The sequence below is a fragment of the Actinacidiphila bryophytorum genome, assembly GCF_016916835.1.
In the GTDB taxonomy this organism is placed as follows: domain Bacteria; phylum Actinomycetota; class Actinomycetes; order Streptomycetales; family Streptomycetaceae; genus Actinacidiphila; species Actinacidiphila bryophytorum.
The window spans coordinates 196,290-219,426 of sequence record NZ_JAFFIX010000002.1 but is presented as its reverse complement, the minus strand read 5'-3'; the positions used below and the strand labels follow the sequence as shown (position 1 = coordinate 219,426).

Here is a 23,137-nt window from a genome sequence, read left to right as displayed (position 1 = left end):
CAAGTGGCACCCACCTCAGGAGGCGCTGGGGGTACCCCCAGGCGGAGCTCTGGGGGCGGAACGGCGCGACCGGCCCATCGCCGGGGGAAGGCGATCGCCCACCGCAAGGGGCAAGGGCTAGGCCGTGTTTTGGACGTGCCAGGCGTCGCGGGGCAGGCGGGACTTCCAAAACACGGCCTAGGGGGTGGCGGGGGTCAGACCTCGGTCAGGCCGCGGGGTGGGACGTCCAAGGCCGCGAGGACTCGGGCGTGCCGCATCGATGCCTGATGCGCTGCCGCCGGATCGCCGGCGGCGCGATGCGCCGTGACCAGGAGGCGCCAGACCGCGTCCTGGAAGGGGTCGACGGCCAGGCCGGCCCTGGCCGCGGCGGCGGCCGCCGCGGGCCGCCCGCGGTCGAGTTCGACCTCGGCGAGGGTGTGCGCCGCCCGCACCGCCTGCGAGCGGTAGTGCTCGCGCAGTGGCACGACCCACTCGGCGGGCCCGTCCTCGGGCAGTAACTCCCCGGTGTAGAGCCGCAGTGCGAGCCCGAGCGACTCGGCGGCCTGCTCGGCGCCCCCGGCGCCGTGCGCGGCGGCCCGCAGGCCCGTGGTGACGGCGGCTTCGAAGCGCTGCACGTCGCAACTGCCCCCGGGCGGCAGCGCGATCATGTAGGCCTCGCCCGAGCGGATGAGGAGCCGGGTGCGCCCCCGGTCGGCGCCGGGTTCGAGGAAGGTGCGCAGGGCGGACAGGGCAACCTGGAGGCCGCGGGAGGCGGTGCGTTCCGGGCTCTCGGGCCACAGCGCGGCCATGAGCCGTTCCCGGTGGACGGGTTGCCCGGCGTGCACGGCGAGCAGCCGGGCGAGCGCCCGTACCCGCGGCCGGGTGACGCTCCAGTCCAGCTCCTGTTCCCCGAAGGCCGCTTCGAAGCGCCGGAAGCACCGCAGGTGCAGTGCGGGCGGCGGCCCGCTGTCGGGCGGGAGCAGGGTCGGCCCCGGGGCGACGGCGGGTACGGGCGCGGCCCGCCGCCGTACGTGTTCGCGCAGCAGCGGCACGCAGTCGTAGCGCCCGTCGGCGCGGCGGCGTACGAGCCCGTACGCGGTGTCGAGTTCGTCGAGCACACCGCTGCCGTCGTCGTGCAGCCAACGCCCGGGCGAGGCGCGGCAGATGCGTTCGAAGTCGCGGGCGAGCGCGGCGGGGAGGACGCCGAGGACTTCCCGGTCGAGGTAGCCGCGTACGGCGGCGACCGCGAGCGTGCTGTCGGCGAGTGCGGCGACGCTGCGCCCGGTGCGGCGCGGCGACTGGGCGCACAGCCGCAGCGCGACGGGCCACCCTTCGGTGAGCCGGACGAGCGCTTCCGCCCGCCCGGCCTCGCCGCCGGCGGCGCGTTCTGAGCCGTCGGGCGCGGAGGCGCGCAGCACCTCCTGGATCTCGGCGGCGTCCAGGGCGAGTTCACGCGGGGTGAGGACGACTGCGCCGGACAGTTCGTGCCGGGCGAGGTTGATGGCGGGGCGGCGCCGCCCGGCGAGGACGATGCGCAGGTTGGCGGGTGCGAGGAGGGCCATCTCCTCCAACGCGGCTTCCACGGGGCTGCCGTGGATGAGGTGCGCGTCGTCCACGATGAGCAGTACCGGGTTGGGCCGCTGCTCGATCGCGGCGAGCACGGATTCGACGGTGGCGGGCTCGGCGCTCTCCCACGGGCCGACCTCGGGGCCGAGGCCCGGCCCGGTGCCGAGGAGTTGGCGGGTGACGCGGTTGAGGAGGGACGCGGGTTCGTGGGCGCCCCGGTGCGGGCGCCAGGTGAGAACCTGGCCGGTGAAGGCGGCGGCGTGCTGGGAGAGCAGTATCGACTTGCCGTATCCGGCCGGGGCCACGAGGAGGGCCAGCGGCGCGGCTTGTACTCCCGCGAGGTGTGCGACGACTCGGCCCCGCACCTCGGGGGGCGGGGCCGGTAACGAGCCGGGGCTCGACGCTGGTCTTCGGTGAGTCACGCGTGCGCTCCTTCCCGCGCCCGGGCCAGGGCGGAGAGGATGTGAAGAATCAGTGTTCACTGTAGGCAGCCGCGCGGTCACCCGCCAGCCGAATCCCCAGGTATGCCCCGCTTGTTCGTCCCCCTGTCACGGTATGCGGACCTTCGGCCCCGGCCGTCGCGGCGCCGCTCGTACGGCTGTACGCAAACGGCCCCTCGCGGCGCCCCCGACGCGCGTACCGTGAGGCTGTTCTGACGCGGTGGCAGAACCGACGAAGGGATGCGCGGATGTCCGACGAACTGATCCGGCCGTACGAGCAGCGGGACGGCGAACCGCCGGTGATCGACACGAGCATCGCCCATTCCGCCCGGGTCTACGACTACGTCCTGGGAGGCAAGGACAACTACCCCGTGGACCGCGAGGCGGCCGAGCAGATGCTCAACGGCTGGCCGCAGCTGCGCACGTCGATGCAGGAGAACCGCAAGTTCATGCACCGGGCGGCCCGTTACGCCGCCGAGCAGGGCCTCGACCAGTTCATCGACATCGGCACCGGCATCCCGACGTCGCCGAACCTGCACGAGATCGTGCAGGCGGTGACGCCTTCGGCCCGGGTGGTCTACGTCGACAAGGACCCGATCGTCTTCGCGCACGCCGCCGCCCGTCTGACCGGCACCCCCGAGGGCCGGATCTCCTACCTGCTGGCGGACATGGGCGACCCGGACGCCATCCTGGGCTCCCCCGAGGTGACCGGCACCCTCGACCTGTCCCGCCCGGTCGGTCTTTCGGTCATCGCGGTGCTGCAGTTCGTGCTGGACGCGAAGGCGGCGTACGACCTGGTGCGCAGCTACCTGGACCGGCTCGCCCCGGGCAGCATGCTGACGATCACGACGGTCACCTCGGAGACGTCCCCGGTGCGCGCGGGCACGGTGACCGCCGAGTACACCAAGCGCGGCCTGCCGGTGCGCGACAGCACCCTCGCCGACGTCGAACCCTTCTTCGAGGGGCTGGAGTTGGTGGATCCCGGGGTCACCCTGATCCACCGCTGGCGCCCCGAGCCCGGCACCGAGGGCCTGGTGGACGACTCGGAAGTGGCCATGTACGCGGGCGTGGCCCGCAAGCCCTGACGCCGTACGTCCTCCCCGCCGCCGGAGCGGGGAGGACACCGCGCGCTCAGCGCCGGACGGCGCGGTGCAGCGACAGGGCGAGCAGCACGACCACCGCGGCCGGCGGCAGCCACCAGGCGTCGACGCCCCCGGCCACCAGTGCGGCGGTCGTGCCGAGCGCGAGGACCACACCGAGGGCGATCCGCCAGTCGTCGCCGACGACGAAGTCGTACCAGAAGGCGCCGAAGCCCCGCAGCCGCCGCATCAGCCCCGCGCCGGTACCCGCATCCGTATCCGCACCGCGCCGCTTCACGCCGCCGCCCCCGCCGTACCGCCGCGCCGCAGCAGGGCCGCGTAGCCCGACGCCAGTGCCGCGACGGCCGGGACGATGACCAGCAGCGCCACGTCACCGCCGGGCCAGTCCGCGCCCGTGCCCTCGGTCGACCAGAACAGGCCGAAGGCGGTCAGCATCGTGCCGACGGCGAACTTCATGGTGTTCTCCGGCACCTTCGCCAGCGGCGCGCGCACCGCGAAGCCGACGCCCGCGACCACCGCGACCGCCGCGACCGCGCCCAGCACCGCGACCGGCACGTCACCCTGGTTGGTGCCGAACGTGACGACGATGAAGGCGACTTCGAGGCCTTCGAGGAAGACCCCCTTGAAGGACAGCGTGAAGGCGTACCAGTCGTGTACGACCCCGCGCCCGCCGTGGCCTGCGGCCTCGGCGGCCGCGACCTGCCGGGCGTAACGGGCCTCCTCGTCGTGCAGCGCCTTGTGCCCCGAGGCCCGCAGCACCGCCTTGCGCAGCCACTGCAGCCCGAAGACCAGCAGCAGCCCGCCGACCGCCAGCCGCAGCCCCCCCAGCGGGATCAGCCCGATGGCCGGCCCCAGCGCCCCGACGGTCGCGGCGAGCGCCACCAGCGCGGCGCCCGTGCCCTGCAGCGCCGACCCCCAGCGGCGGCTGGTCCCCGCGGCCAGCACGATGGTCAGCGCCTCGACGGCCTCCACCGCGCAGGCCACGAACACCGTCGCGAACAGCACCCACGCACTCACCCGCGCCCGGCTCCGTCCCGGCACCGCTGCCGGCGCCACCGTCTACAGCCCTGTAGGACTTCCGCCGCCGAGTCTGCCACGGGCCGCCCGCGGGCGGGAACGCTCAATGCCCGGCGGGCGGGCCTTCCTGCGGCCCGAGGGCCGGTTCGAAGGCCGCGGTGTAGCGGGCGAAGTGCTCCTGCCAGGCGTCACCGGCCGTCGCGTCCCCGGTCAGCCGGGCCAGGCAGACCTGCCAGCCGGCCGCATTGCGGGCGGCGAAGGGCGAGTCCAGCTCGTCGGTGAGCACCAGCCGCGTACGCCCGTCGGGCTCGGGCGTCAGCGTGAAGCGCAACGTTTCCTCGCCCCAGGTGTACGCCAGCACGTGCGGCTCGTCGACCTCCAGCACGACCCCGGTCAGGGTCGGCCCGCCGGCGAACGGGAAGCTGATCGCGGCCCCCGGCTTCCACGAGTCCGCGATGACCCCGCAGGGGAACCACGCCTTCAGCTCCTCGGGGTCGGTGATCGCCCGCCACACCGCTTCCGGCGGCCGCGCCAGCACCCTCTCCAGCCGCACGACCGGCCGGCGCCCCTGCGTACTGACGGTCGCCTCGCCGCCGTTGGTGGCCTCGTTCATGACGGTCCTTCCTCCAAGTGGCGTTCGAGCCGGTCAAGGCTCGCCTCCCAGAGCCTCCGGTACGGCGCCAGCCACGCGTCGAGCGCGGCCAGCGGCTCCGCCCGTATCCGGTACAGCCGCCGCTGCGCGTCGACCCTGACGCTCACCAGCCCCGCGTCCCGCAGGGCGCGCAACTGCTTGGAGACGGCCGGCTGGCTCATCCCCAGCTCCTCGACCAGCTCCCCGACCGCCCGCTCACCGTCCTTGAGCAGGTCGAGTATCCGCCGCCTGCTCGGCTCGGCGAGCACCGCGATGAGGTCGTCTGCTGCCGCCGGAGTGCTCATGCCCACCAATATGCCTCTCCGGCTATATGTCCGTCAAGGTATATGACCTGCCGGTCGGACGGGTGGGCGGCTCCTCGACGAAGAAGGCCTGGCCGGCCGGGTGGTCCATAATGATGCATTTTGCGGGCATTGCTGCGTGCGACCCGACGCTCGCCAGGACCCAGTCGCTGAGGGTCTGGATCGCCTGCGGGGTGGCGGCAGAGCTTGTGGCATATGCCATTTGACTATCTGACGGCATGTGCGAGATGGTTGCGCCCGAGGGAGGCGCGGGCTCCGCCGCAGAGGCCGTTGCCGGGTGGGCGAGGGTCAGTGAGGCGATGCATATCGCGGCTGCGACGACAGCCTTGATGCACTTGTCCGCAATGTTCATGAGTGCCTAATTTGCGCGCGACTGATAAGATCACGAGCTTAAGCGTGTGATCGCTGTCGAGCCAAATCGTCGTGCCTGCTTGCCACGCTGCGATAAGCTGGCGAATCCGTTCTGCTGCCGGGTTCCTGGCAGCTGCGGAGTCAGTCCGCCGACCCGTCCCTGAGTTCCGCCAGGCGGCGCCGGATTGCCGCGGCCTCACGGTGACCCTGGGACTGTGCCGCCTCCCATGCATGCCGCAGAAGGGCATATGCCGTGCGCGGCGCACCCGACGCGAGATGGACTTCCACCAGAAGCATCTGCGCTTCCACGACTTCGTCCAGGTCGCGAATTCTGGTGGCGGTCGCCACGGCGGCGGACAGGTACTCGGCGGCGGCGTCGAGACGACCCGCGGCGAACTCGACTCCGCCCAGGCCCCGCAGGGCCTCCGCGACCTGGTGGGCGGCGCCGATGTCCTGCGCGACCTGGAGGGCTTCGGAGTAGCGGGTGATCGCCTCCGCGTGCCCGCCCCGCTTGCCGAGCGCCCGGCCCATGCTGATGAGGGTGTCCGCCTGGCTCTTGCGGTCGGCGAGGGACTGGAATACCTCCAGCGCGGCCCGGCACAATTCGAGAGACGTTTCCGTCTCCCCGAGTTCGGTCAGGACGTCGGCGAGGCTGCTCTGTGCGATGGCCTGCTCCTGGCGGTGTCCCGAATTCCCCAGCAATGTGGCCGCTTCTGCGAAAGCGTCGCGCGCGTCGGTGAGCCTTCCGGTCCGCCACAGCCAGTCACCGATGTTCACCAGAGCCCCCGCGGCCCGCCTTTCGTCGGCGGTCGCGGTGAATCCGGCGCGGGCTTCCTGAAAATGCGCCTGGGATCTTTCGTTGTCGCCGAGATAGAGCAAAGACACCCCGATGTTGTTGTGGAGCCTGGCCAGGCTCCAGATGTCGCCCGTGCTCTCTTTCAGGGTGAATGCCTGCTGGAAGTGGTCGAGTGCGGCGGCGTGCTCGCCGCGGTGCCATTGGAGGGCGCCGACCGTGCGGAGGGCCTCCGCCTCGGCGGAGGGGTCGCCCGTCGTGCGGGCGAGGTCGAGTGCGCGGCGGCCCGCGTCGGCCGCGCCTTCGTACTGCCCGGTGTTGGCCAGCGCGTCGGACAGGTCGAGCAGGGCGCCGCAGAGGTCCGGGTGCGGGCCGTGTTCTGTCCAGCGGGCGACGGCCCGTTGCAGCACGTCCACGGTGTGCTGCCAGTAGCACTCGGCGTTGAGGAAGCCCGCGACGTTGAAGGCGAGTCGGGCGGCGAGGTCGGGGTGGCCTTGGGCCACGGCGAAGCGTTCGACGGCGAGGATGTTCTCGCGCTCGCTCGTCAGCCAGGCTTCGGCGGCCTGCGCGTCGGCCCAAGTGGGAATGCCCGCAGGGTAGTTGGCGGGGCCATCAAGATCACGCAGCCGCCGCGGGAAGGCGATGCGGTCGGCGCGGTCGACGGCCTGGACGTAGAAAGTGATCAGGCGCAGGGCGATCTGGTCGCGGAGATCGTCGCCGTCCTCGGTGGCGGTCAGGTGGCGGGCGAATTCGTGCAGGAGGTCATGGAAAATCACCCGGTCGGGAGCCGGCTCGCGCAAAAGATGGTTGGCCAGCAGGTTTTCGACAATACGTTCCGCCGCGTCGGGTGCGACGTCCAGAACGGCCGCGGCGACCGGGACGGTGATGTCGGGACCCGGGTGGAGGCTGAGTCTGCGGAATGCCTGACGCTGTGTTTTGGTGAGGGTGCGATAGGTGAGTTCGAAGATACGGGTGAGGTCACGGTCGTCGGTGTCGTGGATTTCGCTGAGGCGCCCGGGCCGGGCCAGGCGGTCCTGGAGGGTGGCGAGCGTCCACAGGCCGTGGGCCTGGAAGCGGCTGGCGATCAACTCCAGGGCCAGCGGGAGCCGGTCGAGCAGGTCGACGACGCGGCCGACCGCCGTGAGGTCCCTGGTGCGCTCCTCGCCGGCGAACCGGCGGAAGAGCGCGATCGCGTCCGGCTGCGGCAGCACGTCGAGTCGGACGTGGCGGGCGGTCGGCAGCCCGGTGATGTGGCGGCGGCTGGTGAGCAGCACCAGGGACGACGTGTCGTGGGGGAGCAGCGGGCGCACCTGGTTGGCGTCCACGACGTCGTCCAGGACGATGACGGCACGGCGCCGGGCCAGCATCGAGCGCCATAATTCGGCCAATTCGTCCAGCTCGACGGGGATGCCGTCGGACGGGGTGCCGAGCGCGCGCAGCAGGGCGGTCAGGGCTTCGGCGGGGCTCAGCGGCTCCTGGAGGGCCGAGTGGGCGCGAAGGTCCAGGTAGAGCTGGGAGTCGGGGTAGCGCTCGGCGAGTTGGGCGGCGGTGTGGATCGCCACGGCGGTCTTGCCGACGCCGCCCATGCCGCTGACGGACTCCAGGGCGATGACCGGGCCGTTCGCTGCGGTGGCGAAGGAGTCGGTGAGGCGGCGCAGTTCTTCGTGGCGGCCGATCAGCGGCGGCTGGCTGGGCAGATTCCGCGGGGCGCGCTCCCTCGCGGGCTCGGGGCGGGCGATCCGGGTGGCCCGCACCGGGGTTGCCGGCCGCTGCGGGGCGGGGGGAGCGGCGGCGGTGCGTACGAGGTCGGCCACCTGCACGTGGTTGAGCACGCCGAGGTGGATACGTTGCAGCGCCGGCCCCGGGCGCGCGCCGTACTCGGCCATCAGCACCCGCCGCGCCTTCTCGTACACCCGCAGCGCCTCGGTGTAGCGGCCGCAGCCGTAGTAGGCGAGCGTGAGGTGGCCGAGCAGGGTCTCGTCGTCGGGGTGTTGGGCGGTCAACGCGGTGAGTTCCGCGACGAGTTCGCGGAAGCGGCCGAGGCGCAGGTCGACGGCGGTGCGTGCGACGGTGGCCGCGAGGCGGCGCTCGGCGAGCGTCCTGCGGGCGGTCTCCGCCCACAGGCCGGGGATGGCACTGAGGGCCTCGCCCTCCCACAACTTCTCGGCCTGCCGGAAGAGTTCGGCCGCGTGGCCGTCCTCGGCGGTGGCGGCTGCGACGCCGACCAGGCGCTGGTAGCGGTGCCAGTCGACGGCGTCGGGGTCGGCTTCGAGGGTGTAGGTGTGGGCGCGGCTGGTGATCTGCGGGGCGTGCGGTGTGGTGCCGGCCCTGCGCAGCCGGCCGCGCAGCCGGGAGATGTAGGTGTGCGCGTTCTCCCGTGCGTGCGGGGGCGGGTCGCCGTCCCACAGCCGGGCCAGCAGCGCGTGCAGGGCGACGGGTCGCCCCACGTCGAGTGCGAGGGCGGCGAGGACCGCCCGCTCCTTCAGCGAGCCGAGTTCCAGGCGCTCGCCGTCCACCCGTAACGACACGGGCCCCAGTAACCGGATTTCCACCAGCGCTCCCCTCCCCGCTGGCCCCGTACCTGATGATGAGCATGACATGTGCATGTGCTCGGTCACCAGGGAGGGGGAACGGCCTGGCCGGATTACGGCCGTCACGGCGCGGATGTGCGCTTGGCACGCATGAAGATGACTCCGGCATATGCGCATAGCGATCGGTGTCCGGTCGGTGTGTGCGGTGCCCGGGATGGACAAGGGGGCGCAGATGGACGGTTCACCGCACGGCGGACACCGCAACAGCATCGCGGGAGACGCGCAGCTGACCGGGGTCACCATCCAGGCCAGGGACGTGCAAGGCGGCGTCCACATCCACGCCCCGGCCAGACCGGTGCCCCGGCAACTCCCGCCCGTCCCCGGCCACTTCATCAACCGGACGGCCGATCTGGCGGCCCTCGACCACCTGCTGGCACGGCACGGCGGCCCGGCCGCCGCGCTGCCGCTCATCGTGGTCAACGGCCCGGCCGGCATCGGCAAGACCACCCTGGTCTCCTACTGGCTCGGCGCCCGCACGGCCGACTTCCCCGGCGGTGTGCTCTACGCCGACCTGCGCGGCCACACCGACGAGGGGCCGGCCCTCGCGGGCGAGGTCCTGGGCCGCTTCCTGCGCTCGCTCGGCGCGTCCTCGGTGCCGGCCGACCTCGCGGAGCAGACGGCGGAGTGGCGTTCGCGGTCGGCCGGCCTGAAGGTCGCCGTCGTCCTCGACAACGCCTTCACCGCAGCGCAGATACGCCCCCTGCTGCCGGCCGGCCCCGGCAGCCTGGCCGTGGTCACCAGCCGCCGCCGGCTGAGCGGACTGGGCCTGGACGGCGCCCTCTTCCACCGCCTCCAGGGCTTCGACGCGGCCGACGGCGTCGAGTTGCTCGCGCTCGGCATCGGTGCGGACCGGGTCTCCGGCGAACTCGCCGACGCCCACCGGGTGGTGGACCTGTGCGCGGGCCTGCCGCTCGCGGTGTGCCTGGCCTCCGCCCGCCTCGCCTCCCGGCCAGGGCAGCCCGTCGCCGCGCTCGCCGAGGCTCTGGCCCCCGACGCCGACGGGCTGGCGGCACTCGACATCGAAGGGGAGGTCACCGTGAACAAGGCCCTGGACGCGTCCTACGCCGTCCTCGACGCCGACTCGGCCCTGCTCTACCGGCGGCTCGGCCAACTCCCGCTGCCTGCCGCCTTCGACACCCTCGCCGCGGCGGCCGCCTGCGCCAAGCCGCTGCGCTGGACGGCACAGCGCATCGACGCCCTCGTGGAGGCCAACCTGGTCGAGGCCACCGGCCCGGGCACGTACCGCTTCCACGACCTGGTCCGCTTACACGCGCAGGCCCTGGGGGCCGCCGACAGCAGCGACGGCGGCCCCGAGGCGACCCTGCGGCGGCTCTGCGACTGGCTCCTGCACACCGCGACCGCAGCGGAGGAGCGCCTGACGCCGACCCACCGGGTGCTGCCCCGCGACTACCGCTACCCGCCGGGCCTGCCCGTGCCGTTCACCGACGACACCGCAGCCCTGCAGTGGCTGGACGCCCACCACCTCGACCTCATGGCCGCCATGAAGTCGGCCGCCGACCGCGGCTGGCACACCCTCGCCTGGCAACTTGCCGACGCCATGTGGCCGTTCTTCCTCCGTTTGCGCCACTACGACCTGTGGCTGGAGGCCCACGACATCGGGCTCGCCGCCGCCCGCAATGACGCGAACCCGCGCGCTGAGCGGCAGATGCTCACGTCCGGTGCCAACGGGCTCAACGTGGTGGGGCGTTACGACGCGGCCATCGCCCGGTACGCGCTGGCGCTTGAGGCCGCCCGTGCCGCGGGCGACAGCAGGGGCGAAGGCCAGGCGCTGCTCGGTATCGGCCGCAGCCACCGGGAGGCGGGCAGGCCCGCGGTCGCGGCACCGTATCTGCGCCGGGCCATCACGGTGTGGGAGGCCTGCGGTTACCCGCGCGGCGCGGCGCTGGCCCGTACCGTCCTGGGCGAGACGGCCCTCGCGGCGGGCCGCCCTGAGCAGGCCGCGGGCTACTTCTCGCAGGCGCAGCAGACGCTCGCCGCAGTCGACGACCCCCACGACGCCGCCCGCGCCCTCGCCTTCCTCGGCCGGGCACTCGTGCTCGGCGGCCACCACGAGGGCGGCACCTCCCGGCTGCGGGAGGCGCTCGCCGTCTTCACCGCCTCGGGGGCGACGTACTGGCAGGGCCGCGCCCTGGAGATGCTCGGCGACAGCGCCCGCGAACACGGTGACCACCGCGGTGCGGCGGACCTGCTGACGCGGGCGCTGGCCTGCTACGAGATCACCAGCCCTGCGGATGCCCGCCGGGTGCGGGAGCGGGTCGGCGCAGGGGAGTCGGGGTCGGGATCGGAATCGGCGTCGGACTCGGATGCTGGCTCGGGCACGGATGCTGGCTCGGGCACGGATGCGGGCTCGGACTCGGGCTCGTACGAAGGGGCGGACGCGGCGCCGGACGCGCCCTGACGGCCAGGTCCGCCCCCGCCAGCAGGTCCGGCGGGACGCCCGCCACCAGGCAGGCGTGCAGGCAGGACGGGACCAGCGGGTGGTGGTCCGCGCCCCGGGCGGCGGTGAAGGCGGCCGGGTGGCGGGCACAGGCCACCGCCCAGCCGCCGCCCGCCAGCGCCACCGCGGTGAGTGCGGCCCCCGGGTGCCCGGCCCGGAGGGCTTCCAGCGCCCGCCACGCCTGGCCCGCGGGCCGGGGTACGTTCGCCGTCACCACGTCGGCGCAGGCGGCCAACCGCCGGTCCGTGCACGTATCGGCGTCCACGGCGACATGCTCGTCGAGTACGTGCGCGGCCGGCGCCGTCCCGGCGGCCCGGTGCGGGGCGGCCGTCAGGGCGAGGGCGCGCAGGCCCCAGCGCAAGGTGACGTCCACGCCCGCCGGCCCGCCGGCGTGGCAGGCGGTGCGGCGCGTGACGACGACGAAGCCGTTCACGCCGACTCCCGCTGCGTGCCCCACACCAGTTCCTCCCACCCGGGAGGCTCCGGCAGCAGCCTGGTCACCGCCGGGTGCGCGGGGCTGCCCAGGCCCATCACCCGGTACATCAGCGCGCGCATCTTCCGTGCGAAGAGCCCGGGTTCCGACGTGATGCGCGCGGCCACCGCCGCACGCTCGCGCCGCCGTTCGCCGTCCCGGTGCTCTGCGGCGGCGTACTCCAGCTGGTCGAGCAGCGGGTGCCCGGGCGACAGCGCGGGAACGGCGAGGGCGAGCGCCGCGGCCGGCGACGCCGGGTTGACCTCCTGCGCCGGCGGCCCGGCCAGCAGAAGCGCCGCCTCCGTCAACGTCGCGTACACGGACGACGACCCGTGGTCACCGATCACCACGTCGGCGGCGACCAGCATGCTCCGCCAGTCCGCGTCGGGCGGCACGAGCGCGATGCCCGCCTGCCGGCAGCGCGCCAACCACGAACGGACCTGCCACGCCCCGTGCCCCGAGTACACGTTCGGGTGCATGAGGACGGCCACCCGGTGCGTGTCGCGCGGCAGTTCACCCATCAGCCGGGGCAGCAGCGCGTCGAAACGGCTGAAGGACGACCACGGCCCCCACGTCGAGGCCGCGACCACCAGCGTCTGGCCCTCCGCCAGCCCCAGCGCGCGCCGGAAGGCCGGGCGCAGCGGGAGACTCGCGGTGATCCGGTCGTGCACCGGGTCCCCGACCACCTCCGCGCAGGCCACCGCCTCGGGGCAGCTGCGCCGCAGCTCGCGCAGCTCGTCCCGGTGCGGCAGCACGACGGCCGCGGGCAGCCGACCCGCGGGCATCAGATCGAGCCGCCGCAACCCGGCGACCCCCGGGTGCTCGGTGCCGACCACCCGCTTCAGATACGCCGCCCCGTGCGGCACCGTGACCAGCGGCGCCCGCAACCTTTCGACGCCCAACCGCCCCGCGGCCAGCGCGAGGTCGAACTCCATCCGTACGGCCTCGTCCCACGGCACCACGGCGCACCCCAGCCGCGCCAGCAGCGCGGGCACCTCGTCCCCGAACACGTGCGGAGGCGCGGTGAAGACCACCTGCACCCGGAAGTCCCCTTCCAGCAGCGCCAGTACGTCCAGCAGCCGCTGCACGTACGTGACGGTGTGCGCCACCACAAGCACTTTCCTGCAACCGACAACCGTCAGATACTGGCGCTGCTGCACGCCCGGCACCTGCCCGATCGCTCGTAAGGCTGACACGGCATCCCCCAGGTTCCTCGCTCCGGGCAACCAACCTGGCGCCCAGCGTCGGGATGCCCGACAGCCGGGACGGAACCCTGTCCGTACCCTTGCGAAAACCTTGCAGCGCCTGCTGCTGACTGCCGAAGTCCCTCACCGCCTCGGGTCCATCATGCGGGGTGCCGGCGCTCCTCCCGTGCGCGGAGGGGCGGTCGTCGTGGGGGTGGGTGTCGTCCGCGGCGGGGCCGCGGCGGTCGGTACGGCGGTGGTCGGGGCGCCGGGCGTGGCCGTGGGGCGGGTCGTGGAACGGGCCGTGGCGTCCTTCGTGGGCCGGGTCGTGGCGGGTGCGGGCGTCGGCAGCGACGACGTGGGTCCGGTCGAGGGCCTGCCGGCGGGGGGCGGGGCGAGCGGGGTCACCGGCGCGGCGGGTGAGCCGGGCTCTGCCAGGTACAGCGGCAGCGCGACGAGGGCGGCGACGACGCCGGACAGGCCGACGCCGACGGCGACGCGGAGCATTCTGCGCCGGGCCGCACCGCGGCGGAGCTGCTCGTAGCGGCCGGGTGTCAGGGCGAGGTAGTCGGGGTCGGGCCGCAGCAGAACGGTCAGGGGGTCATCGGGGTCGAAGTCGTGACCGTCGTCAGGCCGGGTGATCAAGGCTTCTCCTCAGATGGGCGCGGAGCAGTTCCCTGGCCGCGTGGAGGTCGGCCATCACGGTCCCTTCCCTGCGGCCGGTGAGCAGGGATATCTCCCGGATCGGGAGGTCAGCGTAGTAGTGCAGCAGGATGGGCACCCGCAGGCGTTCAGGCAGCGACTGCACGAGCATGCGCAGGGACGGGTCAGCCTGTTCCGCCGGCTGCCGGACGGCGGCTTCCGTGGTGGCGCGGTGGACGGCCCGGCGTTCGCGTTCCAGCTTGCGCCAGTGGTCCCGGACGAGATTGGTCACGGTGACGTAGAGGAATCCGCGCGGCTCCGCCACGGCCGTCCAGCGCGCCCAGAGCCGCATGAACGCCTCGGAGGCGATCTCGTGGGCCGTCTCGTCATCGTCGACCAGGCGGCGGCACCAGCCGGCGAGGCGTGGGTAGAAGGCGATGTACAGCTCGGACGCTGCCGTCTCGCGGGACCGGTTCAACGCTCTCCATGTCGTGGTGGCACTGGTCGAGCAGGTGCGTGCCTCGTGCGTCGTGCGGAGGGGATCCCGGGCCGCCGGCGTACGGCAGGGGCAGGCGGCCAGGGATCCCCGGGGGTGCGGGTCAGGAACTCGTCGAGGTCAGTGCGGCGAAGACGATCACGTTGTCGAGGTAGCCGCTGCCCTTGCGCGGGCCGCCGCAGGTGATCAGCCGCAGTTCGGGACGGTCCACGTCGCCGTATACCGCGTCCGTCGGGAAGTCCGACTTGGCGACGGTGCGTACGGCGGTGACGGTGAACTCCGGGACCGCGCCGTCCTCCAGGCGCGCGGTGATCCGGTCGCCCTGGCGCAGCCGCGCGAGGTCGCGGAAGACCCCGTCCCCGTAACGGCCGACCGTGACGTGGGCGAGGATCACCGACGGGCCGGTCTGGCCCGGCGTCGGCGAGTTCCGGTACCAGCCGGCACGGTCGTGCGCCGTGATCGGCGGGACCTCGACGGTGCCGTCCGCGGCCAACCCCAGCTGCATGACCGGGGTGTCGACCCCGATCGCCGGGATCTGCAGCCGGACCGGCACCGAACGCTCCAGTGCCTGCACCGTCTTCGCCGCCTTCGCCGTCTTCGCCGCAGGGCGAGCCGACGGTGACGCGCTCCGGGGGCGTACGGTCGCGGCATTGCCTGCCTGGTGGCCGCCGCAGCCGGCGAGCAGCGCAGCCGCCGCGGCTGTCGCAGCCGTGGCGAACGCCCGCCTGGACAGCGAGGTCACGCCCCGGCCGCCCGCCTCCGCCGCACGACGAGCACCGCGCCGCCGCCGATCGCCAGGACCAGCGCGGCACTCCCGCCGATCAGGCCGCCGTCGGTGCCGGAGTGCGACGCCACCGGCGCCACACCGGTGTCGGCGGCGCCCCTCGGCACGGCGACGACCTGGCCCGGCTTCGCCGGCCGGGCGGTTGCGGGCGTCGGCGCCGGAGCCGCGGTCGATGTGCGCGGTGCCGTGGTCGTCGTGGGAGTGGGGGACGCCCCGTCGGCCAGTGCGGGCACGGCGCTCGCCAGCACGGCGGTGCACGCGAGTGCCAAGGCGCTCAGGGTGGTTCGGCGCATGGAATCGCCCTCTTTCGTCGGTCCGACCGCGCTCTCACGCGTCGGGCTGCGTTACGGATCGACTGGAAGACGGAGCAGCGGCGGAGCAGATTGCAAAGACCTGGCAAAGCCACCGGAGTCCGGACCGGACTCGCGCTCGCCCCCATCACGACATCCCACCTGTGAGGTATCCGAACGAACCCGGTCGACCACCGGCGGCACGCCGGGCGGCACCCATCAGCCATGGCCACCCCACCAGTCTCCTGAGCCCCTCCCGGTGTCCGCCGGTATGGACTGCGCCCCGGTTCTCTCTATACATTCATCCCATGTCGCTGGGTCGTGATTCGCGGCCAGAGCCCACCGAAGGGGTGCCCCACGCCCCGAACCGCGGTGCGTCCCAGCCGACGGTCGGTCTCGAACGGCCGCGCACTCTCTGTCACCTTGGTCCCCCCACGTATTCGAGGAACAGAACAATGCAGCCTTCATCCATTGCGCCCGGAAGCTCGCAGGGACCAGGCGTCCAGCCAGGGCCTACCGCTGACCCGAGGGCCACTGCGTAGGGGAAGGCGGCGTCCTGCGGGGACCCCGTAGGGCCGCCGCGCGAAGCCTGCCCCCTGCCTCGTGCCCCCTGCCGTCCGCCTCGCGCGCCCTCGTCCGCCACCGGCACCCGTGTGACACCCCGTCAGGCACCGCCGTGCCCGCCCCCATGGGCGCGGACCCGTGCCCGAACACTTTCCGCAACGAAGACATGGAGGTCCGTCATGACATCGGGCATACGCATGCTCCGAACACCGCACCGCCGCTTGGGTGCTCTCACTGCCACGGTGGCCGCGGTCGCCGCGACGGCCCTGGCCGTCGTGTCGGCCACGCCCGCCCAGGCCGCTTCCCCGCTGCGGTCACTGGCCGAGGGGAAGGGCAAGTACTTCGGCACCGCGCTGACCGACGGCGACCTGAACGTCAGCGGCGAGATGGCCATCGCGAACACGCAGTTCGACATGGTGACCCCCGGCAACGAGATGAAGTGGGACACCACCGAGCGGTCCAACGGCTCGTACAACTTCGGCCCCGGCGACCAGATCGTCAACTGGGCGCAGGGGCACAGCGCCCGCGTGCGCGGCCACAACCTGGTCTGGCACTCCCAACTGCCCAGCTGGGTCAGCAGCCTGCCGCTGAACCAGGTCAAGGGCGTGATGGAGTCCCACATCACCACCGAGGTCAACCACTACAAGGGCAAGATCTACGCCTGGGACGTCATCAACGAGCCGTTCAACGAGAACGGCACCCTGCGCCAGGACGTGTTCTACCAGGCGATGGGCTCCGACTACCTGGCCGACGCGATCCGCACCGCCCACGCTGCGGACCCGGACGCCAAGCTGTACATCAACGACTACAACATCGAGGGCGAGAACGCCAAGAGCGACGCCCTCTACAGCGTGGCGCAGACCATGGTCGCCCAGGGCGTACCCCTGGGCGGCATCGGTCTGGAGGCGCACTTCATCGACGGCCAGGTCCCCTCGTCGATGCTGGCCAACATGCAGCGCTTCGCCAACCTCGGCCTGGACGTGGCGATCACCGAACTGGACGACCGCATCCAGCTGCCGACCAGCAGCTCCACCCTCCAGCAGCAGGCCAACGACTACGGCACCGTGGTCAACGACTGCCTGGCGGTCTCGCGCTGCGTGGGCGTGAGCCAGTGGGGCGTGGACGACGGCCACTCCTGGATCCCCGGCACCTTCCCCGGCTACGGCGCGGCCACCATGTACGACAGCAACTACCAGCCCAAGCCCGCGTACAACGCCGTGGTCAACGCCCTGAGCGCCGGCGGCAGCACCACCGGCGGAACGACCACCGGCGGAACGACCACCACGGGCGGGACGACGACCACCGGCGGGACCACCACCACGGGCGGGACGACCGGTAGCACGACCGGCGGCACCGGCGGCAGTTGCCACGTGACCTACACCAAGAACGAGTGGACCGGCGGATTCACCGCCGACGTCGTCGTCGCCAACACCGGCACCACACCCGTCAACGGCTGGACGCTCGGCTTCTCCTTCCCCGGCGACCAGAAGGTCACCAACGCCTGGAACGCCACCGTCACCCAGTCCGGCACCACCGTGAAGGCCGCCAACGTCGACTACGACTCCACCATCGCCCCAGGAGGCACAGTCGACTTCGGCTTCCAGGGCACCTGGGCGTCCGACGACACCTCGCCCAGCTCCTTCACCCTCAACGGAGCCGCATGCAGCTGACCCGCTGAGGCACGCACGACGTGGGGCCTGCCCGCCCGGCCGCGGCGGGCAGGCCCCACGTGGCCGGAAAGCAGTACCGCTGGTGAACATCCTGTAGACGCATAGTTATACGGCGGATACCGTAAACATCCCCCACAAACACGAACCGGAGGTACGTCGATGAGCAAAGCGATCAGCCGACGTCTCGCCAGTACGGTGTCCGCGGTCGCCGCGTTATCCGGCGCGATGCTGGTCACCCCGACACAGGCGCACGCAGCCTGGGGTAGCCAGCTCCCCTTCACGGAAGTGGCCAACGTGTCCGGCGGCGGCAGCAACTACCAGGTCGGCAGCATCCACGGCTGGGTGCAGTTCGACTCCGGCGGCCAGGACGCGCGCTACTCCCTGGACGTCTGCCGGCAGAGCGCCTACGTCGTCTACGTGACGGTCGCTTACAACGCGACGCAGAACTGGTCCACCGGCGCCTGGAGCCAGACCGTCGTCAGCAGCGGCACGCCCCCCTGGCAGAGCGCGACGTCACCGTGCTGGAACTCCGAGGCCACCCTCACCGGCACCATCCACGCGGCGGACCTCGCCAACTTCCACGTCCAGCTCACCGGCGGCACCTTCGTCAACGGCCAGAGCCTCGTCACCGACGACGACGACTACCTCCTCACCAACCCGTACTGATCCGCCTCCGGTACGGACCCGTTCCCGACCCGTTCCCGACCCGTTCCCGACCCGTACGATCCGGAGCCCGGCCCCGGCGCCACGCGCGCCCGGGGCCGGGCTCGATGCCGCCCCGCCCCGGTGCTTCCACCAAGACCCGGCGGAAACCCCCTCCAGGGCGTGCGCCAAGCCGACGCCCATTCGGCGCCAAGGGCGATGGGCAATATTTCCGCTCTCGCGGGCGTCCGCAGCGGCAGGGGAAGCGCGTGCGCGGAAGCCCATCGACCGGGAGGAGACAAGGCGCATATGCGACGTCTTTCAGTGCGGCGGATGCTGTCGGCTGCCGCCGTGGCGGCAGCGCTCGCCGGCCTGAGTGCCGGTCCGACAGGACCGGTGGCCGAAGCCACCGGTGGCCACCCGGCCACCCACCACCCGGTCGAACTCACCAGCGACGCACCCGTCACCGTCGTCGCCGGCGGGCTCAACGGACCCCGCAGCCTCGCCTGGGGACGCCACGGCCACCTCATGGTCTCGGAGGCGGGCACCATCCCGGCCACGTGCGACGGCACGGACCCGGCCACCAAGGTCTGTTACGGCGCGACCGCGTCGATCGCGGACGTCTCCTCCGGCGTGCCGGTGCGGATCCGCACCGGCCTTCCCTCGCTCTACTTCAGCGAGGGAATGATAGGTCCCAACGGCCTGACCTATGCCGACGGCACCCTCTACGCGCTGGAGACGGCGTCGCCGCAGTCGGTACCGGCCGGCCTGCCCGCGGACCTGGCCGCGACGCTCACCAGGCAGTACGGAGCGCTGCTGAAGATCACCGGCGGGTCCGTCTCCGTGGTCGCCAACCCCGGTGACACCGACTACCGGTGGATGATGTCGCACACCGACCAGACGACGTCCGTGCCCTTCGCCGACTCCTACTCGGTCACGCCCAAGCCGGGCGGCGGCTTCTACACGGTGGACGCGGCCGCGAACACGCTGGACTCGGTCGACCAGCACGGTCACGTCACCGTGCTCACCACCTTCCCGCGCACCCCGTTCGGCACGGACGCCGTGCCGACCTGCGTGGCCGTCGACCCCGACGGCGCCGTCTACGTCGGCCAGTTCACCGGGTTCGGCAACTCGGCCACCGCGGCCAACGTGTACCGGTACTCCCCGAAGACCGGCGCGCTGACGGTGTGGCAGAGCGGGTTCAGCACCATCAGCGGCTGCGGCTTCGGCGCCAACGGCGACTTCTACGTCACCGAACTGGACACCACCGGCTTCCCGTCGTCGCTTCCCCCCGACGGTGTGGTCGTCCAGATCGGCAGGGACGGCGAGCGCACCGTGCTGGGAGCGGGCAAGCTGTACGCCCCCGCGGGCTTCCTGGCCGGACCCGACGGCTCTGTCTACGTCGCCAACAAGACGACGCTGGGGCCGAGCGGCACCACCGACAACGAGACCGCGGGCGAGATCGTCAGGATCGGCTGAGGGGGAGTGCGCCCTGTCCGGCGGCGGGCCTTGCCGACGACCTGCCCGGGGCTCGGCCCGGAGGCCCGTCGGACGCACAGATACCGGTGGTGCCCCCAACGGGATTCGAACCCGTGCTACCGCCTTGAAAGGGCGGCGTCCTGGGCCACTAGACGATGAGGGCTAATCGGCCAGCCGTCAGCGCCTTGCGACGCAGTTCGGGGACGTGAGGAGCATAGAGGATCCGCGGGGGCTAAACCAAACACGTTTGGCCAAGCGGGCTTGGCCAAGTCCGCTTGGGCGGGCCCACCCCGCTCGACCGGGCGGGATCGGGGCGGGCAGGTCCGGTGTGCGCGGAGGCGGGGACCGGGACAATGGGGGTGTGCTGGAGATGAGCCGCGAGGCCTTCGAGGAGCTGGTCGGGGAAGCGCTCGACCGGATCCCGCCCGAGCTGACCCGCCTGATGGACAACGTGGCCGTCTTCGTCGAGGACGAGCCGCCCGCGGGGGAGCCGGACCTGCTGGGGCTGTACGAGGGGACGCCGCTGACCGAGCGCGGCGAGTGGTATGCCGGGGTGCTCCCGGACCGGATCACCGTCTACCGCGGGCCGACGCTGCGGATGTGCGACACCCGGGAGGACGTCGTCGCCGAGACGGAGATCACCGTCGTCCACGAGATCGCCCACCACTTCGGCATCGACGACGAGCGGCTGCACGCGCTCGGCTACGGCTGAGCGCCCCGGGGCGGAGGGGGCCGTACGGGCGCGGGCGCGTGTCCTGGCGGGGTGCGGGCCGTTGGACAGGGCGAGAGACCGCCCGGCGGCGTACGCCCGCAGTGTGCGCCGCGCTCCGTCACGAGCCCCCGAGGTCCGCGTCCGATGCCCTCAGCCCTGCCCCCTTCCCCGTCCCCCGGCGCCGCGGGAGACGCGCCAGGCCCGCAGCCGCGGCGGCGTGCGGGGGTGCGGGCCGCGGTGCTGGTCGCGCTGGTGGCGGCCGGGGTCGCGTCCTGCGTCAGCGCGGGCAGTGAGACGGGTCACACCGGCCGCCCCGCCCCGGCCGGCGGGGGCGTCGCCGTGACGGACGAGGGCGGCCGCGCAGCCCCCGGCCCCGGGCGCCCCGGCAGCGGCAAGGACGGGATGTCGCCGCCGCCCGCCGCCCCCGGCGGCACCGCCTCGCCCGGCCCGTCCGGGTCCACGGCCCCCGGCCGCCCCCGCAGCAGCGGCGCCGTAACGACCGCGGCCGGCGACACCTCCGTGCCGCAGCCCACCGCGGGCACCCCGCCGACCGCGGAGCCCACGACCACGGCCCCGCCGACCGCCGACCCGACGACGGCGCCCCCGGACGACCCGTCGTCGGCGCCGCCCACAGGGCCGGGCGACGGCCAGCCGCCGACGGGGCCGTAGGGCGTATGGTGGACGGCGTACCACCGGCAGTCAGCCCGCCCCCACCGGGGGATTCGCTAAAGCGGCCGCTGATGCGTATGCTGGTAGATCGTTTGATCCCCTGATCCCACTTGCCTGGCGCCTGATCCGTTGCGCGCCGCGTGGCGCGTTCCTTTTCTCCTGTGGCTGACCGCATCGAGGCGGTTGTAAGCAACCTGTGGAGCTGGCGCGTGCCGTAAGTCTCCGAGAGGTTTAGCTTCCGCATGTCCATTGACAGTGCCGACCGTTCCGCCATGCCCGAGAACGCCGCCGACGCCGCCACCGAGACCGTCGTGAAAAACGACGGCCAGACCGCCGCCGAGCCCACCGTCACCTTCGCCGACCTCGGCCTGCCCGAGGCCATCGTCCGCAAGCTGACGCAGAACGGCGTGGTCACCCCCTTCCCGATCCAGGCCGCGACCATCCCGGACGCCCTGTCCGGCCGCGACATCCTGGGCCGCGGCCGCACCGGCTCCGGCAAGACGCTGTCCTTCGGCCTGCCGCTGCTGACCCAGCTGTCCGGCGGCCACACCGACAAGCGCCGCCCGCGCGGTGTCATCCTCACCCCGACCCGCGAGCTGGCCATGCAGGTCGCCGACGCGCTCCAGCCGTACGGTGACGTCCTCGGCCTGAAGATGAAGGTCGTCTGCGGCGGCACGTCCATGCAGAACCAGATCTACGCACTCGAACGCGGCGTCGACATCCTGGTCGCCACCCCCGGCCGGCTGCGCGACCTGATCAACCGGGGCGCCGCCGTCCTGGACCAGGTGCAGATCGCGGTCCTGGACGAGGCCGACCAGATGTCCGACATGGGCTTCCTGCCCGAGGTCACCGAGATCCTCGACCTCGTCCCGGCCGGCGGCCAGCGGCTGCTGTTCTCCGCCACGCTGGAGAACGAGATCGACAGCCTCGTCAAGCGCTACCTGGTCAGCCCGGTCACCCACGAGGTCGACGCCGCCCAGGGCGCGGTCACCACGATGAGCCACCACGTGCTCGTGGTGAAGCCCAAGGACAAGGCGCCGGTCACCGCCGCCATCGCCGCCCGCAAGGGCCGCACCATCATCTTCGTCCGCACCCAGATGGGCGCCGACCGCGTCGCCGAGCAGCTCATCGAGTCCGGCGTGCGCGCCGACGCGCTGCACGGCGGCATGACCCAGGGCGCCCGCACCCGCACCCTGGAGGACTTCAAGGCCGGCCAGGTCAACGTCCTGGTCGCCACCGACGTCGCCGCCCGCGGCATCCACGTCGACGGCATCGACCTGGTCCTCAACGTCGACCCGGCCGGCGACCACAAGGACTACCTGCACCGCAGCGGCCGCACCGCCCGCGCCGGCAAGTCCGGCACGGTCGTCTCGCTGGCCCTGCCGCACCAGCGCAAGCAGATCTTCCGGTTGATGGAGGACGCGGGCGTGGACGCCTCGCGCCACATCATCGGCGGCGCCGGCGTCTTCGACGAGGACGTCGCCCAGATCACCGGCGCCCGCTCCCTCACCGACGTCCAGGCCGACGCGGTCCAGAACGCCGCCGCCCAGGCCGAGCGCGAGGTCGCCGACCTCACCCGGCAGCTGGAGCGCGTCCAGCGCCGCGCCACCGAGCTGCGCGAGGAGGCCGACCGCCTCACCGCCCGCTCGGCCCGCGAGCGCGGCGAGGACCCGGACGAGGCGATCGCCGCCAAGGCGGCGGAGGCCGCGGCCGCAGCCGCCGCCGTGGTGTCCGTGCCGGAGCCGCGCGAGGAGTCCTCCTACCAGCGCCGCGACGACCGCGGGAACTTCGACCGCCGCGACTCGCGTCCGTCGTACGGCAACCGCTCGGACCGGGACGACCGCCGCGACTCCAGGGACTCCCGCGACTCCCGTCCCTACGGGGGCCGTTCGGACTCGCGTCCCTCCTACGACCGCCGCGACTCGCGTCCGTCGTACGGGAACCGGTCCGACTCCCGTCCCTCGTACGGCAACCGGGACCGTGACGACCGCCGCCCGTCCTCGTCCTCGTACGGGGGCCGTTCGGACTCGCGTCCCTCCTACGACCGCCGCGACTCGCGTCCGTCGTACGGGAACCGCTCCGACTCCCGTCCCTCGTACGGCAACCGCTCGGACCGCGACGACCGCCGCCCGTCCTCCTACGACCGCCGCGACTCCCGCCCCTCCTACGGCAACCGCGACGACCGCGACAGCCGCCCGTCGTACACCCGCGACAGCAACGGCCCGTCGTCGTACAACGACCGCAAGCCGCGCTGGAAGCGCAACGGCTGACCGCCGCACCTCTG

Annotated in this window: 19 protein-coding genes and 1 tRNA gene; 8 read left to right on the top strand and 12 right to left on the bottom strand. The window is 72.9% G+C overall.

Annotated features, from left to right (window positions below; translation table 11 throughout):
• Positions 1-194: 194 nt before the first annotated feature.
• Positions 195-1,967, bottom strand: coding sequence for an AfsR/SARP family transcriptional regulator (locus JT723_RS04165; protein WP_205042991.1), 1,773 nt, complete (start codon positions 1,965-1,967; stop codon positions 195-197).
• Positions 1,968-2,233: 266 nt separating this feature from the next.
• Between JT723_RS04165 and JT723_RS04160 the strand changes: the two genes are divergently transcribed.
• On the top strand, positions 2,234-3,070 hold the full coding sequence (locus JT723_RS04160) for an SAM-dependent methyltransferase (protein ID WP_205042990.1): 837 nt from the start codon (positions 2,234-2,236) through the stop codon (positions 3,068-3,070).
• A gap of 46 nt (positions 3,071-3,116) precedes the next feature.
• On the opposite strand, the gene JT723_RS04155 is transcribed toward JT723_RS04160, so the two are convergent.
• The 5 genes from JT723_RS04155 to JT723_RS04135 form a co-directional block, all read right to left on the bottom strand.
• The gene (locus JT723_RS04155; RefSeq protein WP_205042989.1) at positions 3,117-3,362 is read right to left on the bottom strand and encodes a hypothetical protein; all 246 of its coding nucleotides are present in this window, start codon (positions 3,360-3,362) and stop codon (positions 3,117-3,119) included.
• A complete protein-coding gene (locus tag JT723_RS04150; RefSeq protein ID WP_205042988.1) occupies positions 3,359-4,102 on the bottom strand; it encodes a COG4280 domain-containing protein in 744 nt (247 codons plus the stop codon). The genes JT723_RS04155 and JT723_RS04150 overlap by 4 nt, the downstream gene beginning before the upstream one ends.
• Before the next feature lie 103 nt (positions 4,103-4,205).
• A complete protein-coding gene (locus JT723_RS04145; RefSeq protein ID WP_205042987.1) occupies positions 4,206-4,715 on the bottom strand; it encodes an SRPBCC domain-containing protein in 510 nt (169 codons plus the stop codon).
• The gene (locus JT723_RS04140) at positions 4,712-5,038 is read right to left on the bottom strand and encodes an ArsR/SmtB family transcription factor (protein ID WP_205042986.1); all 327 of its coding nucleotides are present in this window, start codon (positions 5,036-5,038) and stop codon (positions 4,712-4,714) included. The genes JT723_RS04145 and JT723_RS04140 overlap by 4 nt, the downstream gene beginning before the upstream one ends.
• 510 nt (positions 5,039-5,548) lie before the next feature.
• Complete coding sequence (locus tag JT723_RS04135) at positions 5,549-8,728, bottom strand: AfsR/SARP family transcriptional regulator (RefSeq protein WP_251513056.1); 3,180 nt, start codon at positions 8,726-8,728, stop codon at positions 5,549-5,551.
• A 235-nt stretch (positions 8,729-8,963) separates the two neighbouring features.
• On the opposite strand from JT723_RS04135, the gene JT723_RS04130 reads away from it, so the two are divergent.
• Positions 8,964-11,210 (top strand): tetratricopeptide repeat protein, encoded by a 2,247-nt coding sequence (locus JT723_RS04130; RefSeq protein ID WP_240165039.1) that lies wholly within the window; start codon positions 8,964-8,966, stop codon positions 11,208-11,210.
• A gap of 468 nt (positions 11,211-11,678) precedes the next feature.
• Here the strand turns inward: JT723_RS04130 and JT723_RS04125 are convergent, their stop codons facing one another.
• The 5 genes from JT723_RS04125 to JT723_RS04105 all read right to left on the bottom strand — a co-directional run bounded on the left by JT723_RS04125 (position 11,679) and on the right by JT723_RS04105 (position 15,120).
• Positions 11,679-12,830, bottom strand: coding sequence for a hypothetical protein (locus tag JT723_RS04125; RefSeq protein WP_251513054.1), 1,152 nt, complete (start codon positions 12,828-12,830; stop codon positions 11,679-11,681).
• Positions 12,831-13,049: 219 nt separating this feature from the next.
• Entirely contained in the window at positions 13,050-13,550 is a 501-nt protein-coding gene (locus tag JT723_RS04120) for a hypothetical protein (RefSeq protein WP_205042985.1), read from the bottom strand.
• Positions 13,534-14,025, bottom strand: a complete 492-nt coding sequence (locus tag JT723_RS04115) for an RNA polymerase sigma factor (protein WP_205042984.1) — start codon at positions 14,023-14,025, stop codon at positions 13,534-13,536. Before JT723_RS04115 ends, JT723_RS04120 begins: the two co-directional genes overlap by 17 nt.
• A 121-nt stretch (positions 14,026-14,146) precedes the next feature.
• Entirely contained in the window at positions 14,147-14,785 is a 639-nt protein-coding gene (locus JT723_RS04110) for a class F sortase (protein ID WP_205042983.1), read from the bottom strand.
• On the bottom strand, positions 14,782-15,120 hold the full coding sequence (locus JT723_RS04105) for a Tat pathway signal sequence domain protein (protein WP_205042982.1): 339 nt from the start codon (positions 15,118-15,120) through the stop codon (positions 14,782-14,784). Before JT723_RS04105 ends, JT723_RS04110 begins: the two co-directional genes overlap by 4 nt.
• Positions 15,121-15,902: 782 nt before the next feature.
• Here JT723_RS04105 and JT723_RS04100 point away from each other — a divergent pair.
• From JT723_RS04100 to JT723_RS04090, 3 genes are all read left to right on the top strand, one after another.
• A complete protein-coding gene (locus JT723_RS04100) occupies positions 15,903-17,351 on the top strand; it encodes an endo-1,4-beta-xylanase (RefSeq protein ID WP_307863863.1) in 1,449 nt (482 codons plus the stop codon).
• A 159-nt stretch (positions 17,352-17,510) separates the two neighbouring features.
• A complete protein-coding gene (locus JT723_RS04095; protein WP_205042981.1) occupies positions 17,511-18,017 on the top strand; it encodes a hypothetical protein in 507 nt (168 codons plus the stop codon).
• A 285-nt stretch (positions 18,018-18,302) separates the two neighbouring features.
• Positions 18,303-19,472, top strand: a complete 1,170-nt coding sequence (locus tag JT723_RS04090; RefSeq protein ID WP_205042980.1) for a ScyD/ScyE family protein — start codon at positions 18,303-18,305, stop codon at positions 19,470-19,472.
• A gap of 87 nt (positions 19,473-19,559) precedes the next feature.
• On the opposite strand, the gene JT723_RS04085 is transcribed toward JT723_RS04090, so the two are convergent.
• Positions 19,560-19,635 (bottom strand) — tRNA-Glu (locus JT723_RS04085).
• A 198-nt stretch (positions 19,636-19,833) separates the two neighbouring features.
• Here JT723_RS04085 and JT723_RS04080 point away from each other — a divergent pair.
• The 3 genes from JT723_RS04080 (at position 19,834) to JT723_RS04070 (ending at position 23,123) form a co-directional block, all read left to right on the top strand.
• Positions 19,834-20,184 carry a metallopeptidase family protein gene (locus JT723_RS04080; RefSeq protein ID WP_205042979.1) on the top strand — a complete coding sequence of 117 codons (351 nt, stop codon included), beginning with the start codon at positions 19,834-19,836 and terminating at the stop codon, positions 20,182-20,184.
• A 144-nt stretch (positions 20,185-20,328) separates the two neighbouring features.
• Positions 20,329-20,853, top strand: coding sequence for a hypothetical protein (locus tag JT723_RS04075; protein ID WP_205042978.1), 525 nt, complete (start codon positions 20,329-20,331; stop codon positions 20,851-20,853).
• Between the two features lie 242 nt (positions 20,854-21,095).
• Positions 21,096-23,123: a DEAD/DEAH box helicase gene (locus JT723_RS04070; protein WP_205042977.1), complete on the top strand. Its 2,028-nt coding sequence runs from the start codon at positions 21,096-21,098 to the stop codon at positions 23,121-23,123.
• Positions 23,124-23,137 lie beyond the last annotated feature (14 nt).